This window comes from Idiomarina sp. MD25a, from assembly GCF_001870515.1.
Taxonomy (GTDB): domain Bacteria; phylum Pseudomonadota; class Gammaproteobacteria; order Enterobacterales; family Alteromonadaceae; genus Idiomarina.
This window is the reverse complement of record NZ_MDGT01000001.1, coordinates 37,735-53,862: the sequence shown is the minus strand read 5'-3', so window position 1 is coordinate 53,862 and position 16,128 is coordinate 37,735. Positions and strand designations below refer to the sequence as shown.

Below are 16,128 nucleotides of genomic sequence, written 5' to 3'. Positions count from 1 at the left end.
TGGGATTCTCCTTACCAGCCAGGCATGTGGAAGGCGCTGCTTGCTTCATACATCTGCAACGCTTCAGGCATGATGACAATCAGTGCGAGGCGCACTAATACGGCGGTGACGGCCAAGCCGCACAGCGTCTGCAGAACACCTTGGCGTTCAAACCAGATCGCGATCAGACCGGGAATAATATAGCCGATAATATTGCTCGACATGACGGCCATCATAAAGGATGACTCCAGTGTCGCGACTTGTGCTTGTGCATCGTCACCACCCGCGACCATTTGTAAATCGACCCAGTTAACTAAGCTGCCGAGGAACAAATCCATCAAGCCTGCGATGAGATAGCCAGTCAGGATCATAATGATCGTTTGTCGACGGCCGTAAATAATGGCAAAACTAGATATTACGCGCACGATCAAGAACGTGAGCAAGGCCGCTACGAGCGTAATCACCAGACTCATGGGTTCGGTCAGTTGCAGGGCAACATAACCAGGAACAACGAGGCCACCGGCGGCGAGTCCGAGCGTTTGTGTGAGCAATAACGTAAAGAACAATCCGATGCCAATGGCAACGGCTAAAATATTTAATGCGATCACAGGTCTTCCTCCTTCAAGGAACGGTTTTGGAAGAACCGAGCGACTTCTTCGCCGCCACCATGAATGTTACACATGCCGACAACGAGTGCACTGTTGCCAGCTTCTTCCAGCAAGGTTTCGGTAATATCAGTAATGGCAGCGTTCTCCATTACGAGAATTTTTTCTGGGTCGAGTCCGTATTTCACTGCGGCGCGAACAAAAATAAAGGTGCCTGAACCCATCAGGATATAGCGATCCGCTTGGGTCCACTCAACAGCAGCCTCAGCCATTTGCTGAGAACGGTGCGGACGGTCGGCTCGGCAGTTGATCAATACAATGCGTTTGCGCTCCTTGCCGTGTTTTTCTAGCATGTTTTCCCAAATCTTACCGGTCGACTCGGGATCGTTTGCAGCAAATGCATTAACGAAAACAATTTCGCGGCGGAAATAATTTACGTGAAGTACTTGCATAGCGCCGGCTTCGGGTTCGAGTCCAATCATGCCTTGCAATGCCTGCTCTCGCTCAACACCGAGGTGCTCGCAAACTTTTAATGCCAACGCCACATTCTCAGCATGTTCGGAATATTTAAATTGCTTGAGAATATCGTCACCGATGGCGTCGACCTCTTGTTCAGTGACGCCGTGTAGCTGACTGTTGCGGTCTTTGGTCGAGTGCTCGAAAACACCTAATAGATCGCGTTCTGCCGTGAAGAGATTACCTTTGACGGGTGTGCTGCCCGCTAATGCTAAGGCAACGTCCTCTTCGCCCGGACCCATGACATCCAGGTGGTCGGCGCGCGCATTGGTGATGACGCCCACGTTAGAGCGCACCATACGCAGTTCGCTGAGCGATTGGTAATGTGGCTGCAGTGCCATACATTCCATCACTACAATTTCGGGTTTAAGTGAGGCCATGCGTTTGAGCGTGCGCATTTGCTCAATAATGTTGGCACCGCTAATGCGGTAGATAGGAAACTCTCTTCCTTGAGGGTCAGTGATAGCGGCTGCAGAGCCGGTGGTTTTAGCGCAAATACGCTTGCCACCTGATCTTAAGCCCGCTGCGATAAGCCGAGTGACACTGGTTTTGCCGCGGGTCCCATTAACATGCACTCGTACTGGAATTTTATCGACCAGTAATTTGTGCCGGAACGCTTCAAACGCCGCAGCGATAACCAGTAAAAGCCAGATCGCAGCGACAATTCCGAGCAGGATGGGAATATCGTTCATCCAATATCCCTCGGCCCAATACTGTGACGAGAGTGTCTCTGCCATAATTTAAATAGCCTTTTAGGTTATGAATATACATACGAACGTGCATGTATATATTTAGCGAACTGCAAAGAAAAATACCAAGTATTTTAGTAATCTTTACAATTCGCTCGGCTATTTAAAACAGATCACTCGAAGGCGAATTAATTATTTAAAATAGGTTTTAAAACAGCTATTTTGCCATCAATTTTGGTCATTAATTTGAGGTCTAAAATATCCGCCATTAATGGATATATGTGAATATTTTCAAACCGATCGATAGTCATCCCGTTTTTAAACGCTGGACCCACTGCGACAAATAAACCATCCATGTCACGATTGTTGTAATAACCGTGCGTGCCACCGTCGGAGCGCTCTTCGACAGGTCGAGTTGCGAAACTCACCGGTGCATCAGTTGAAAGCACGATGGCGGGCTTACGTGGGCCATCACTGACATGTAATTGTTTAAGCTTGTCATCGGTTTCAACGCGATAGCCAAGGTCGCTACTGTTCTCTAGCTGTGTTCGAAGTGCCGCAATATCATCAGCGCTGGTGTCTTCGTTAGCATAAATGAGATAGCGTGTTTGCGAATTTACGGTGGTAAACTTTTCTTCATCAATGGCTAAGTCATCTGGGTCGATCATGGCATCTGCTTTAATCGGCGCCATGCCGTGATCGGAAACCACAATTAAGTTAACTGAACCTTCGGTTTCGTTCTGAATACGCTGCCACAGTTGTCCTATCAGCTTATCGACGGCTTGGACCGCGCCTTTTGTCTGCTTCGAGTCGGGACCAAACTTATGACCCATTGAGTCAACGATTGAAAAGTAGCCGGTGATCATTCGAGGGCGACTTTGTTCGGGCAGTTGTAACCACTGAATGATTTGGTCAACTCGCTGCTGGTTAGGGGCAAAGTGGCTGTACGGGTAATAATAGGTGGGTGTGCGTCCATTGATGCGTGCGCTGGATTCAGGCCAAAAGAAAGTCGCTGATTTTACGCCTTGGAACTCCGCCAAATTCCAAATTGGTAACGTATGCAGCCACGTACTGTCCTCAGTACCATCAGCCATTTTGTAATGTTCTTCGCGTTCCGTATCGTAAAAATTATTATCAACGATACCGTGGTGGGATGGGTACTGACCGGTGACTATGGAAAGGTGGTTCGGGAACGTCTTAGATGGATAAACTGGCATGAGCCCCTTGGCGCGAACACCTTGCTCAGCTAAATGACTAAGATGCTCGGCGTGATGTTGCTCAATATAGTTATAGCGAAAGCCATCAATAGAAATAAGCACAATAGTCTGTTGGTCAGTTTTTGCAAAGGCTGACGTTGCGGCCAATAAACTACTACAAACCAACAGTAGTGAGGTAAGAAAACGTTGCATGGCAGATTCCCTGATTCGGTCTATTAAACCTTTTTAACAAACTCAGATTTCAATTTCATTGCACCGACACCGTCAATCTTGCAATCGATATCATGATCGCCATCGACCAAACGAATGTTTTTGACCTTAGTGCCGACCTTAACAACTAATGATGAACCTTTGACTTTCAGGTCTTTAATGACGGTGACGGTGTCGCCATCATTGAGCTCATTGCCATTGGCATCACGAATCACTTTACTGTCTTCATTGCTCTCGTCATGCGGTGACCATTCGTGTCCGCATTCCGGGCAGACTAATACGTTACCGTCTTCGTATGCGTATTCAGAAGCGCATTGTGGGCAAGCAGGCAATTGATCCATCGAGAGACTCCATCTTAAAAAAGCGCTCAGTTTACCCGAGTTTGCTTAATAGAACATTTGATTTAGACCAAAACCATGACAATTGCGGTCGTTACAAAGGCTAAAAGAATGTTCAACACAATGCCTGTGCGTGCCATATCGCGGATGCTGATGCGATTAGACGCAAATACAATGGAGTTAGGTGGCGTTGCCACGGGCATGCAAAACGCGCAGCTGCAAGCAATAACCGCTGGAATCATGAGTATCTCGATAGGCTGATTAATTGCCTGTGCGGTTGCCGCTAAAATGGGCATTAATAGCGTTGCTGTGGCTGTGTTAGAGGTAAACTCGGTCATAAATGAAACCGCCAGCGTGAGCACCAGTACCAACAACCACAGTGGCCATTCTCCTAGTACTGTTAACGATTCGCCCATTAACGTGCCGAGACCACTTGCCATGACGCCTTTAGCGAGACAAATGCCGCCCGCGAATAATAATAAAATACCCCATGGGATATCTTTCGCTAGCGACCAATCGAGTAAGGTGGGTTGTTGCTTTTCTCCCGTTGGAATAATGAACATGGCTAACGCACCCGCTAAAGCGACAGTCGCATCGTTCAGTGCGGGTAGCCCCAGCAGACCTGTCCAGCCGCCAAACGGGGTGGTGCGCATCACCCACAGTAATACTACGACACCAAACACAGTCAGCACGCGCTTCTCATAAGCTGACATTTTATCTTGTTTGGGTAATTGTAATGGCATGCTCAAATGAACGTTACGAGTGAGATACCAAGCCATTAATGGGATGCTGATAACCATCATGGGTATGCCAATACCTAGCCAACGCGTGAAGTCGAAGCCCTGCCCTGAGATATTTTCATATATTGAGGCAAAAATAAGATTAGGTGGGGTACCGACTAAGGTGGCAATGCCGCCCACCGACCCTGAATAGGCAAGACCTAACAGCAGGGCTTTTTGGAATGGCTTGTTGTCGGTGGCATCTGCAAGTGCCAATGCTACGGGCAGTAAAGCCAACACACTCGCGGTGTTAGAGATCCACATCGAAAGGAAGGCGGTTGCACACATGAACGCGACAACGATGCGACGGCCACTGTCGGGTCCAATGAGCGCAATTAATGATAGTGCGAGTCGCTTGTGTACGCCGCTGGCTTCAATGGCTTTTGCCATCATGAACGCCGCCATGAATAGCAGAATAATGTTATCGCCTAAGGCTGTCGCTGCCTCTTTAGGGTCAAGAACACCAATAACCGGTAGTAAAATAAAAGGTAGCAACGCCGTTATCGCTAGTGGAATACATTCAGAAACCCACCACCAAGCCACCCATATGACGATTGCTAAAGTCAGCGCAGCATCAAGCGGCATTTCTAAACTTCGTGTTACTATGACACTTAATAGGGCGGCAATAGGGCCGATGATTTTATGGGACATGAGCGACCTTTAGACGTGTTCTTTTTATTGTAAGGAAGTGTAGCATGCGCGATATCGTAATCTTGCACGAAAATGAAGAATGGTTGAAGCCTCTATACAAAGCGTTCGGAGAACGTGGCGTGACACCTAAAAGCTGGTTTTTAGATGAAGGTGTTGTACCGTTTCATGACCAACCGGACGATGCGGTTTACTACAATCGAATGAGCGCGTCGTCACATACGCGGGGACATCGCTTCGCGCCGGAACTGACTAAGCTGGTGTTAACTTGGTTAGAAAGCCAGAATCGTACCGTCGTGAATGGTTCGCAAGTGTTAGCGCTCGAGGTGTGTAAACTTTCACAGTATGCCGCATTGCAACGTTCAGGCTTGTCGGTACCGCGTACTTTTGCAGCAGTTGGTAAAGCGCAACTCGTTGAAGCTGCGAGGCAATTTAACGATTGGCCTTTAATCGTCAAGCCTAACCGTGGAGGTAAAGGTCTCGGCGTACAAAAGTTCAATCAGCTTGATGAGTTGGTTGCTTATACAGAGAGTGCCGACTATGAGGAGCCGCTCGATGGTACCTGGTTAGTGCAACAATATATAAAGGCTAAATCACCGGTTATTACGCGGGCTGAATTCGTCGGTCAGAAGTTCGTTTACGCGGTGCAGGTTAATACTGAACAGGGCTTCGAATTGTGCCCAGCGGATGCTTGTGAGATTGCTGAAAAATTCAAAATTACCACGCGTTTTAATGAACACTCGATTATTCACCAATTGGAAACGTTCTTACGTAGTAATGACATTGACGTAGCAGGCATTGAGTTTATAGAAAACAGTCAGGGTGAACTGTTTGTTTATGATGTGAATACCAATACAAATTATAACCAAGACGCCGAGCAGCGTGCGCACGTTGCTAAAACTGGCATGGGTGCGTTGGCGGATTATTTAATCGCATTAGCCGGTTAGAAAAATGACCGAGCTCTTAATGAGCTCGGTCGCTTGTTCTTTATCACTAAAATTTATAGTCGATACCCATCCAAACGGTCTGTGGTTTGTTCGGGCGAGCGCCATCAGGTGTACGTGCAACGATCGCTTGCTGATCGAAGATATTTTCGACTTTTACATAGACGGATGTCTGCGTGTTAAGTTCGTAGCGGCTGACTACATCGGTAACGAATAGAGACTCTGTTTCGTTAAACGCCGCAGTGCTGTTGTTACAGCCTACGCTGACACACATAGAATCAATATATTTAAAGTTGAGGTAGTTGATCCAACCGGCATTGTTATCAAGGCTAATACGGACGTTTGCCGTGTGCTCTGGAATGTCGTTTAACCGATCACCGTCCATAAGCCCCGAGACTGCATTATCTTTACTGATCTCACCTTGAGTGTAGGTGTAAGCAATATCAATCGGAATCAAAAACTTGCCCGCAGCAAAGGTGTGTTGCGCTTGGAACTCTAAACCTTGCACAACCGATTCGCCAAGTACATAAGTACCGGATTCAGCACCGTTATCACATGGTGTGGCGATAGAGCACAACTGGGTGGTGTCGCTAAAGTCGCTATAGAATGCAATGGCTTCAACAAAAGTATTTTGTTGTTGATAGCGTAGGCCGGCTTCGTAGTTAATACTCGTTTCGGGCTCTTGGTTTTCTGTTGCACCGCCACCGAGTGGTGAAAAGCCTTTGTGGATGCCCGCTAGCACCTGCCATGAGTCGCTTAAGTCGTAGGTAAACGATGCGCCGGGTAGCCACTCATCGCTTGAGTTGGAACGGGATGCTGGCGCAGTAGTACGTGCAGCCTCATCGTACTGGTTACGGAATGATGACACATCTTCATAACGCAAGGCTAAATTAACTTTTAGCGCTGGGTTAACTTGCCAACTATCGGTCACCCAGAGGCTGGTTGCATCGGCACCTTCAATACGGTTATTGCTACCTGAAGGGCTGACCGTGGATTGATAGACTAAGCTGCCGTTGATTTGGTCGAAGATCTCCACAGGTTGAAAGCGATCCATTTCATCCGTGTGGTCGCGTCCACCGACTTCAAGTGCATGCGCGCCAAGTTGCCACTGTGCATTGAGCTCAATGCCATAGCTTTCATAAGCGCGGTTATTATGTTTGTATTCAAGGCCGAGGGCATCTTCGGTACCGTCAAGAATATCTTGTGCTAGCATGTCGCCTTGGTTCGCTGCACTAACATACGACCCACCACCGTTGAGCTTAAACCAGTCACGTTTGAATTCGTTACGATATGCGACAGCATTGAGCGTAACATCACTGTTTACATCAAAGCCGTAAGCCAAGCTAAAGCTTTTATGGCTGTTGTCCATTTGGTCAATCGATGAGATGCCGTAGCGACGATTTGGTGTCTTCGCGAAATCGGCATCGGTTAGGCCAAGATAGGTCTCGTTAGAGATTTCTTCAGAGTACTGCGCCTTGAAAAGCAGGTGGTGTGGTCCTTGATCAAAGCTCAGCTTCGCGGTGTAGTCTTGAATATCATAGCCGCTGTCGCCATGACTGCGATCAATGGCTTTAAAACCATTACTTTCGCGTTGCACTGTCTCAAGTAAGAAGCCCCAAGCGCCTTGCGTGCCACCGACATAAGCATGAATATCGTTACTGCTGAACTCACCCCATTGTGCTAATAGCTGACCTGCAATAGTCTGTTCAGGAATGGGCGTAGATACCAGATTAAGCACGCCGCCTGTTGTTTGAGGGCCGTAACGCAGTAGTGGTGCCCCTTTCAGTACTTCAACAGAGGCCATCCGCATGGTGGTTGGGAAATAATACGCTGCTGGGTTTGAATAAGGTGCTGGTGCCATCATCACACCATCTTCTAATAGCGTGACTTTGCTTACCCGCCCCGCATTTGCCGCGCGAATACCGATGTTCGGACGTAGACCAAAGCCGTCTTCCTCTAACACGTAAACGCCAGGAAGGGTTTTCATCAACTGGTTAATATCGGTGGGTACTTCAACGCGCATTTGTTCTTCATCTATCACGGCTGATGAGCCTGCGATCTGACGCGCTTGTTCGGTTGAGCCAATGATTTTAATTGTTTCGATTTCGGTGTTCTCTTCCGCCATTATCAGCGGGCTACTTAGCAAGCTTGCGATAGCGAATGCAATCGGGGCTTTTTTCATTGTTTATCTCCACACGTTATTTTGATGCGGCAGATAGTAATTAAAATGCGAATAATTCGCAATTAAAAATTAAGAATTTATTAATTATTTATTTAGCAAAGGTGTAACTAATGTAAACACCTAGTTAAGTGCTTGAGCTTTTGACCTAGCGAGGTATGCTGAGAATCAGAGATTTATATGAATTTTATTGGATTGATTATGTTTCGGTTTGTAGTTGTTATCTTTCTGACCAGCGTCGTTATCGCGGGATGCTCGTCCTCATCGAAAAGAGATATGAAGCAAGAACAAGTGTTCATTTGTGGCGCCTATACGGTGTATACCGAGTGGCAGAATGAGCAACTTAAAGTACGTTTTGGAGACCGCCAAGACACACTAAAGCAACAACCCGTGGCATCGGGCGCTAAATTTGTTTCTGATGATGGTGAAAGTAGCTTCTGGAACAAAGGCAATATGGCCACATTTATCTGGCGGGGCGAGTCGCTTCCCGAGTGTCGAGCCGCTGACTCTCTCCCCAAGGCGTTCTCAGCATCGGGTAATGAGCCATTTTGGGCGTTATCGCTTAATGGAAAGCAGGCTGAGGTAAGCACACCAGAGAAGGAGTGGATTGCCACGATTGCGTCCGTTGAACCCGTAAATGAAGATTCCGATACGCCGAGTTGGCGATTGTCTACGGCGAACGGCGACCAAATAGATATTCGTTCCGAGGTGTGTCGGGATACGATGAGTGGAATGGTGTATCCCTTTTCGGTGAGGTACTCGGGACAATTAAATGTGACAGGGTGTGGCGGCGAAACGTTGGACTTGGTGCAAGGCCCTAAGTGGATTCTGACCGAGACTAATGCATCAATGACGCCTTCGTCTAATATGTATATTCAGTTCTTAGCCGATGGCAAGTTAGTGGGCTCGGACGGGTGTAACCGTCGTTTTGGACAGTATCAGTTTGGCAGCGAAATGGTGCACTTGAAGTGGATAGGAAGTACACGTCGTGCATGTTCAGAAACCATTATGCAGGACGCAAACATATTTGCCGAAGCAGTTAACAATGTCCGCGCCATTAGCTTTGATCAGAATCGGCTCGTAATAGAAAGTCGCAACGGAACCCAATTAAAACTAAAAAATGAAAAACTCTAGGAAACCGCGTGCAATTAAAGAAATATACAGACTATGGACTCAGAGTACTGATTTACCTTGCTGCATCTGAGCAAGATAAAAGAGCCACGATTAGTGATTTGAGCGAGGTGTTTTCGGTACCTAAAAACCATTTAAACAAGGTCGTTCACCATCTGGGAAAACTTGGGCTCATTAAGACTTGGCGCGGAAAAGGAGGCGGTTTTTCTCTTGCTACTAACGCCAACCGAATGCGTCTTGATAGCGTTATCCGCCAGCTAGAAGGTGATGAAGAGTGGATTGATTGTTTAAACCCAAGATGTAAGATTTATCCAGTATGTGATTTAAAAGGCATTATTCACGCAGGTAAAGAGCAGTTTTATAATTACCTTGCTAAATACACCATTGCTTCTCTGGTTGAGCGACCAGAGGAAATTCAAGTGCATTGGCACATAAATACTTAGGAGTTGAATAATGAATCATAAAATAGCTCTTAGTTTGGTGTTAGCGGTCTGTAGTTCTGCTGCTCATGCAGATGGCTGGTTACATTGCGGAGACGTATTTGATAGCGAACGTGGCGAGTTAGTGGGTGAGCGCTATATTCAGTTTAATAATGATAAAATTGTGAGTGTCACTTCTGACAAGCCGGCATCAGACGTTGTCGATTTGAGTGATAAAACCTGTCTTCCGGGGTTAACTGACTTACATGTTCATTTAGATGGTCAATCAGGCCCTGGCGCCTATTTAAATCGTTTTACCGAGGGGCCTGCCGATCTGGCTTATACCGCTCAAAATTACGGTATGAAGACCTTGCTCGCTGGTTTTACTACGGTGCGCAATCCAGGTGATTCTTTTAATGTGACTCTGGCGTTGCGTGATGCGATTAAAGCAGGCAAAGTCAATGGGCCTCGTATATATAGTGCAGGTAAATCGCTTGCTACTACGGGCGGACATGCGGATCCTACCAATGGTGTCAGACCTGATTTAATGGGTGAGCCGGGGCCGAAACAAGGCGTTGTGAATAGCCCCGCAGATGTTAAAGAAGCGATTCGTCAACATTATAAAGATGGTGCTGACTTTATAAAAATCACGGCTACCGGAGGCGTGTTAAGTATGGCTTCAAGTGGTGAGAATCCTCAGTTTACTGATGATGAACTTGAAGCATTGGTCGCGATTGCGGATGACTATAATTTCCATATTGCTGCGCATGCACATGGCAAGAGCGGTATGCTGCGGGCGGTGAACGCGGGTATCGATACTATTGAGCACGGCACTTATATGGATGATGAGGTGATCGCAGCGATGAAGGCTAATGGAACGTACTTAGTGCCTACGATTATGGCGGGTAAGTTTGTTGCTGAAAAGGCTAAGATCGACGGCTACTTTCCTGCTGTTGTTAAACCGAAAGCTTTGGCTATTGGTCCAAAAATTCAAGATACCTTTGCGACGGCTTATAAAGCTGGCGTGAAAATTGGATTTGGCACCGATAGTGGTGTTTCTGCTCACGGCGATAATGCGAAAGAGTTTGAATACATGGTTGGGGCGGGTATGCCTGCCGAAGAGGCTATTCAAGCGGCAACGATAGCTGCCTCAGATATCTTAAGAGATCCGCGTTTAGGTCGTATTAAAAGCGGTTCATACGCCGATGTCATTGCAGTCGATGGTAATCCACTTGAGGATATCACCGAACTGCAGCGTGTGACCTTTGTTATGAAAAATGGACAAATTCACAAGCAATAATAAGCAGTAACTACGAAGGGAAGCGAATCTTCCCTTCGAGTTGTACTTGCGTGTTGTCGTTATTCCGTACTTCGTAACCCTCGGGTGAGTCACTGTTACGCCAAAGGCGAATACGAGCTGGCAGAATGACTGGGCGCTTAAAAGTGACATCAATATAGTTAGCACTTTGACCCTCGATGCGTTCGATATCGGCTTGTGCTCGGGCCATCATATACATGCCATGAATAATTGGTTTGTTAAAACCAAACCAACGCGAAGTAAATGGGTGTAGATGAATTGGATTGAAATCACCCGATACACGCGCGTAACGTCTCCCAAGCCCCGATCCTAGTTGCCAATGATGTAAGTAGGTCCAGTTGGGCTTGTCAATCTTAGCCTCTGGTTTCTTGGCTCTCGGTGCCTCTTTACCTTGGGCTTTCATCACCTGGTATGTGCTAACGCAGCGCACCACTTCTTTATTGTCTTGATAAAAACTGACTTCGAACTTGGGGCGCAAACGGCGAGGCGAGACTTGAGGGCCTCGTGCTGGAACACTGACCGAAGCTTTAATATAAAAAGGTTGGTCAGGTTGAATTTGTTCTAATTGCTCGAGGCGGTTGTTCAAATGAACCAAACCCGGTGCCGGCCATGGGAAGCGCTTATCGAGCATTTGCGCTAAGTGAGTCCGTTGTGCGAGGCAATAAAACAAGGATAAGGGGATATCACTGACAAAACCACCGAACATATTTTTGTAGGCATCAATGCGTTTGACCGATAGGGCTTCTAAACTATATTCATGCTCGATTTTATCAGCTTCAGCCTGGCTATTATCGTTACGCAGCAAGGTGAGCAACGAGCGTGCGAGCATGCCGGGCATTGCTGGGAGCGTTGTTGGTGAATGCATGACACCATCCATATTAGTTATTTACCCTCGTAGTGATGTGACTACCGTGTTGACCTTTGTGAACATCAATGCGCGTATCGATACGCTCCTTTAATTCTCTCACATGGGAGATGATTCCAACACTCCGACCACTGGCGCGTAGATTAGCCAGCACATCGATTGCGGCGTCTAATGCCTGCTCATCGAGACTGCCAAACCCTTCATCGACAAACAACATATCGAGCTTGATGCCGCCAGAATATTGTTGTACCACCTCAGAGAGTCCGAGTGCTAGCGCTAATGCGGCTTGAAAGCTCTCTCCGCCGGAAAGTGTCTTAGTAGAGCGTTGAATGCCTGTGTAAGCGTCCGTAACAGCAAGGTTCAGACCACTGGCTGAGCGAGCATCACTGACTTCGTTTTCACGTACTAATTGGTATCGGTGATGCGTCATTTGCCCTAAATGTTGCGATGCAACAATTAGTATATCATCTAGTAGAACACTTAATATAAATCGGTGCAAACTTAAACGTTGGCTGTTTTGGCCTGTAGCTAGATTGGCAAGCGTGCCAATACTGGCATACTGCGCTTCCAATGCTTGGTTCTGTATTGCCAATTGCTGCAGGCGTTCTGCGGCCTTTTCGTTGTTAAGTAATACACTTTGCTGGTGGTTAAATCGACTTTGTTCCAACTCACGATCTTTACGTAACTTTTCGAGTTGCCAGGTTAGCTGTTCGATATCAGCTGGCGGAATATCATCAATATAGCGTTGTAGCTCTTTGATAGTCGACTTGAGTTCGATAGCACGTTGATTGTATTCGGCAACCGCTTGGCTGAGTTGTTTAAGTTCTGACTCGTCGATTTGTGCCGACTTGAAATCTTCATCGGAAATAAAGTTGCTGGCTGAAAGCTGGGCTTCCCAAGTCTGTTGTGCATATTTCAAGGCTTGCGTAAGGCGTTCGCCCTCCTCTGTCTCTGCCTTCAACTGAGCTTGAGTGGCATGGTACTGCTGCGATTGCTTCTGTGTTGCTTGCTGCGCCTGCTCAAATTGCTGTTCAAGCTGGCCGAGCTGTCGCTTAAGTTCTGCAATTCGTGGTTTTACTTCGGCGACACTCATGTCGCTTTGCTGCCAACGCTGTCTTAAGTTTTCTAGCTCGGTTTGTGCGCTCGCATGTTTAGCTTTCACTTCGGCGTATTGTGAACGGCAGTGGTCAAGTTGTCCTTCAAGTTGCCCGCGCTGTTGCTCCGCTAGTTCAAGCTTGTGTTGAAGCGTTTGGCGGTGGTTTAACAGTGCTGTTCGCTGTTTACGCTCATTATTAAGTCGAGCTTCTTGCTGCTCCAGTGTTGCTTCGGATAAGTCAGCCAGCTCGGATAATTGTTGAGTTAGTTGGTGTTCATGTTCACTGGTTTTTGTGAGCGTTGTTTGTTCATCGTAAAACGCCTGCTCTGCCGTGCGATAGCTTTCACGAGCTTGCTCGAGTTCATGCTGCTCAACTAATGCGTTTGCGTCCGATTGAGCAGGGCTAGGATGTTCTGTGCTACCGCAAACGGGACAAGGCTGTTGAGGTTCGAGCCGGCGGGCAAGCAAGGGGGCTTGGCTCGCAAGCCAGCGTTGTTCAAGTTCGTTGACCTGATTGTAGACGTGCTGTTTGTGAGCGAGTTTCGCCTCCAATGAGCGTTGTAATTGAGCCTGAGTGTTTTTAAGCACAGCTGCTTGTTCAGCCAACTGCTGCTTTTTCGAGAGTTGTTTGCGTTGCTCTAATAATGCTTGAGTACGGCTTTCCAACTCGGGTAACTCATCAATTTGTGTCTGTACTTGCTGTTGCTCTGTTCGTAGTTGCTTGAGCTCTGACTGAGCGGCGTCGTAGTCTGTTCTGAGTTGCTTACCCTCCTTTTCTTGTTGAACAAGCGTAGACTGATACTGCTCGACTTGCTGTGTTAAACGCTCCAGTTGCTCTACGGTTGGTAAAAGCTCCTCTAAGCGTTGGAGTGTACTTCTAAGCGGTTTATTTTGCTCAAGCTTTGTTCGTGCGTCCTCGAGCTTAGCTTCAGTGTTTGTCAGTGACTTAGCTTGTTGCTGTTTGTCCTCGCTAAGCTGGGTTTGTTTTTGTCGGCTTGCGTTTAGCCGTACCTCCGCTTGTTGCCAGTCATTATAGGCAGGAACCAAGCGAATGGCGGCTTGAGCCTTGTTAATACGGTGTTGTTTGTTATCGATTTCTGCTTGCTGGGTGTGCAACTCATCGTGTTGTTGCTTGGCGTGTTGTAAATCTTTGGATTTGGCGTTGCGCGTGTGTTGTTGTTTGAGTTGATAATCGGTATCAACGACCTGCTGATGAAGTTGTTGCAGGGCGTTCTGCTGGGTTTCCAGGCGAGGTTTTAGCTCTGCGACCTGCTGCTCAAGCTGAGTCAGGTCATCACATCCTGTGCCTTCGAGTATGTGTGCTTTCTGTTGCTCGAGCTTTTCAAATGCTTTTTTAAGATCGCCGGCCTGTTGTTTAAACAACTCCTCATAACGCTTGAAACGCTGGGTCTGAAATAATTGCGACAGAATATTTTCACGCTCATTGGCATCGGCGTTGAGTAGCTCACGGAATTTGCCTTGCGGTAACACAACCACTTGCCGAAACTGCTCGGCACGTAACCCGAGAAGCCCTTCTATGAATTTATTCACCTCGGTTACTTTACGCGTTTCGATCGGCTGCCAGTCCATTGTGCTAAGTGACTGCTGGCTATGCCATTCGCCGCGTAACTCATATAATGACGCAGTAGTACGACGCTCAACAGTGGCATTGCCACGCTGCCCTAAAACATGTTGTGTGGGCTGGCGCGTCACCCGATAGATTTTGGTACCGATGGCAAATGTGAACTCCACTTCGGTAATACAGTCATCGTCTGCATGATCACAGCGCATTTGTTTTCCAGCGCGGTCTTGCCCTGTGGTTTCACCATAGAGTGCAAAACTAATGGCATCGAGTAGTGTCGTTTTACCGGCTCCCGTGGCTCCATTGATTAGAAACAAGGGGTGTTCGCCCAACAGCGTAAAGTCAATTGACTGTTGCGTGGGAAAGGGGCCAAATGCCTGCATCGTAAGCGCGAGCGGTTTCACGATCCTGACTCCTCTTGTTCAATCTGTTGAATGACCTGCGAAATTGCGTTTTTCTGATCTTCAGTAAGCGGCTCTCCGTGGACTTCAGAAAAGAAGTCTTGGATGAGCTCACAATCTGCCTTTTTCAGCTGTTCCTGAGAGTGAGCCGCGGGGGAGCGTTGTTCGTGCTCAAACTGCGCTTTTCTTAACTGCATCAAATTAGGGTAATAGGCGCGGAGTTTCGCCATCGGATGTAGAATCGCTTGTTTATCAGTCAGTATCGCCTGAATGAAGTCGTTACTATGCGGATCGTGTTTAGCCTGTTCAATCAAATCGGCTAACTCACCCTTAAGCACGCGCATATCCTGGCTGGGTTTAAGCGCGACTTGTTCAATGTTCTGCACACCCTGGTTGTTTATATCAATTAACGTGACCGACTTACTTTGGTTCACTTCAGAAAAGCTATATTTCATTAAGGAGCCACTATAGCGGATATGTTCAAGGCCTTTATATTGAGGCTGATGAAGGTGTCCTAAAGCCGCGTAATCAAAATCAGCAAACATTTGCCAATCAACGCGATCGGCCCCGCCGATCGAGAGTGGCCTTTCTGACTCTGACTCTGATGCACCGTCTAAATAGCAGTGACTGACGATGATGTTGCGATACTGGCTATTACGTTGAGCGTTGATACGGTCAACAATCATCTGATGAGCTGTATTAAAGTTTTTACAGTCACTTCCGAACCAATGGCTTACCTGCAATGGATCGTGGAAGGGAACGCACCATAAATATACGTCGGCGTCTGCATCGCTCAATACAACGGGCTCGACCGACTGCGGTAAGTCGGTAATCAAGTGCAACTTAGCTTGTTTAAGCAGGCTATGTGCAAAGCCAAGGCGCTCGGCACCATCGTGATTACCTGAAATGGCGACGATGGTACACTGCCGTTTTACCGCAACTTGTTCGACAAAGTCACTGAACGCTTTCACAGCGGCTGAAGGCGGTACTGAACGGTCGTAAATGTCGCCCGCGATGATGACCGCATCAACCGCGTACTCATCAATGACATTGACCAGCTGTTGGAGAAGTTCAAGCTGCTGTTCAAGCAGCGACTGCTGATGAAATAGGCGGCCAAGATGCCAGTCTGAGGTGTGCAAAATCTTCATGATGATTAACTGAACGCCAAACAAAAAAGTCAGTATATCAGATAAAAAAAGCCCCCATCGGTGG

The 16,128-nt window shown here is 47.4% G+C and carries 13 protein-coding genes; 4 read left to right on the top strand and 9 right to left on the bottom strand.

The window, feature by feature from the left end; genetic code table 11:
* Positions 1–11 precede the first annotated feature (11 nt).
* The 5 genes from pgsC to BFR57_RS00225 all read right to left on the bottom strand — a co-directional run bounded on the left by pgsC (position 12) and on the right by BFR57_RS00225 (position 4,984).
* On the bottom strand, positions 12–587 hold the full coding sequence (gene pgsC, locus BFR57_RS00245) for a poly-gamma-glutamate biosynthesis protein PgsC (RefSeq protein ID WP_006954481.1): 576 nt from the start codon (positions 585–587) through the stop codon (positions 12–14).
* The gene (gene pgsB, locus BFR57_RS00240; RefSeq protein ID WP_171903913.1) at positions 584–1,837 is read right to left on the bottom strand and encodes a poly-gamma-glutamate synthase PgsB; all 1,254 of its coding nucleotides are present in this window, start codon (positions 1,835–1,837) and stop codon (positions 584–586) included. Before pgsB ends, pgsC begins: the two co-directional genes overlap by 4 nt.
* Positions 1,838–1,977: 140 nt before the next feature.
* On the bottom strand, positions 1,978–3,198 hold the full coding sequence (locus BFR57_RS00235; RefSeq protein ID WP_071462095.1) for an ectonucleotide pyrophosphatase/phosphodiesterase: 1,221 nt from the start codon (positions 3,196–3,198) through the stop codon (positions 1,978–1,980).
* Between the two features lie 23 nt (positions 3,199–3,221).
* On the bottom strand, positions 3,222–3,557 hold the full coding sequence (locus BFR57_RS00230) for a zinc ribbon domain-containing protein YjdM (RefSeq protein WP_006954474.1): 336 nt from the start codon (positions 3,555–3,557) through the stop codon (positions 3,222–3,224).
* Between the two features lie 62 nt (positions 3,558–3,619).
* Positions 3,620–4,984 (bottom strand): SLC13 family permease, encoded by a 1,365-nt coding sequence (locus BFR57_RS00225; protein WP_071462094.1) that lies wholly within the window; start codon positions 4,982–4,984, stop codon positions 3,620–3,622.
* Positions 4,985–5,028: 44 nt separating this feature from the next.
* Between BFR57_RS00225 and BFR57_RS00220 the strand changes: the two genes are divergently transcribed.
* A complete protein-coding gene (locus BFR57_RS00220) occupies positions 5,029–5,928 on the top strand; it encodes a RimK family alpha-L-glutamate ligase (RefSeq protein ID WP_071462093.1) in 900 nt (299 codons plus the stop codon).
* 46 nt (positions 5,929–5,974) lie between these two features.
* Here the strand turns inward: BFR57_RS00220 and BFR57_RS00215 are convergent, their stop codons facing one another.
* Positions 5,975–8,107 carry a TonB-dependent receptor gene (locus BFR57_RS00215; RefSeq protein WP_071462092.1) on the bottom strand — a complete coding sequence of 711 codons (2,133 nt, stop codon included), beginning with the start codon at positions 8,105–8,107 and terminating at the stop codon, positions 5,975–5,977.
* Positions 8,108–8,380: 273 nt separating this feature from the next.
* Between BFR57_RS00215 and BFR57_RS00210 the strand changes: the two genes are divergently transcribed.
* Genes BFR57_RS00210 through BFR57_RS00200 form a run of 3 tightly spaced genes read left to right on the top strand, consistent with a single transcriptional unit; the run spans position 8,381 to position 10,954 of the window.
* Positions 8,381–9,238 (top strand): META domain-containing protein, encoded by an 858-nt coding sequence (locus BFR57_RS00210; protein ID WP_071462091.1) that lies wholly within the window; start codon positions 8,381–8,383, stop codon positions 9,236–9,238.
* Between the two features lie 8 nt (positions 9,239–9,246).
* On the top strand, positions 9,247–9,678 hold the full coding sequence (locus BFR57_RS00205) for an Rrf2 family transcriptional regulator (protein WP_071462090.1): 432 nt from the start codon (positions 9,247–9,249) through the stop codon (positions 9,676–9,678).
* A gap of 10 nt (positions 9,679–9,688) precedes the next feature.
* On the top strand, positions 9,689–10,954 hold the full coding sequence (locus tag BFR57_RS00200) for an amidohydrolase family protein (RefSeq protein ID WP_071462089.1): 1,266 nt from the start codon (positions 9,689–9,691) through the stop codon (positions 10,952–10,954).
* A gap of 10 nt (positions 10,955–10,964) precedes the next feature.
* Here BFR57_RS00200 and BFR57_RS00195 read toward each other — a convergent pair whose 3' ends face one another.
* The 3 genes from BFR57_RS00195 to BFR57_RS00185 are packed head-to-tail and all read right to left on the bottom strand — an operon-like array spanning position 10,965 to position 16,064.
* Positions 10,965–11,837 carry a MaoC family dehydratase gene (locus BFR57_RS00195; RefSeq protein ID WP_253183592.1) on the bottom strand — a complete coding sequence of 291 codons (873 nt, stop codon included), beginning with the start codon at positions 11,835–11,837 and terminating at the stop codon, positions 10,965–10,967.
* 13 nt (positions 11,838–11,850) lie between these two features.
* The gene (locus BFR57_RS00190) at positions 11,851–14,919 is read right to left on the bottom strand and encodes an AAA family ATPase (RefSeq protein ID WP_071462087.1); all 3,069 of its coding nucleotides are present in this window, start codon (positions 14,917–14,919) and stop codon (positions 11,851–11,853) included.
* Entirely contained in the window at positions 14,916–16,064 is a 1,149-nt protein-coding gene (locus BFR57_RS00185) for an exonuclease SbcCD subunit D (protein ID WP_071462263.1), read from the bottom strand. Before BFR57_RS00185 ends, BFR57_RS00190 begins: the two co-directional genes overlap by 4 nt.
* Positions 16,065–16,128 lie beyond the last annotated feature (64 nt).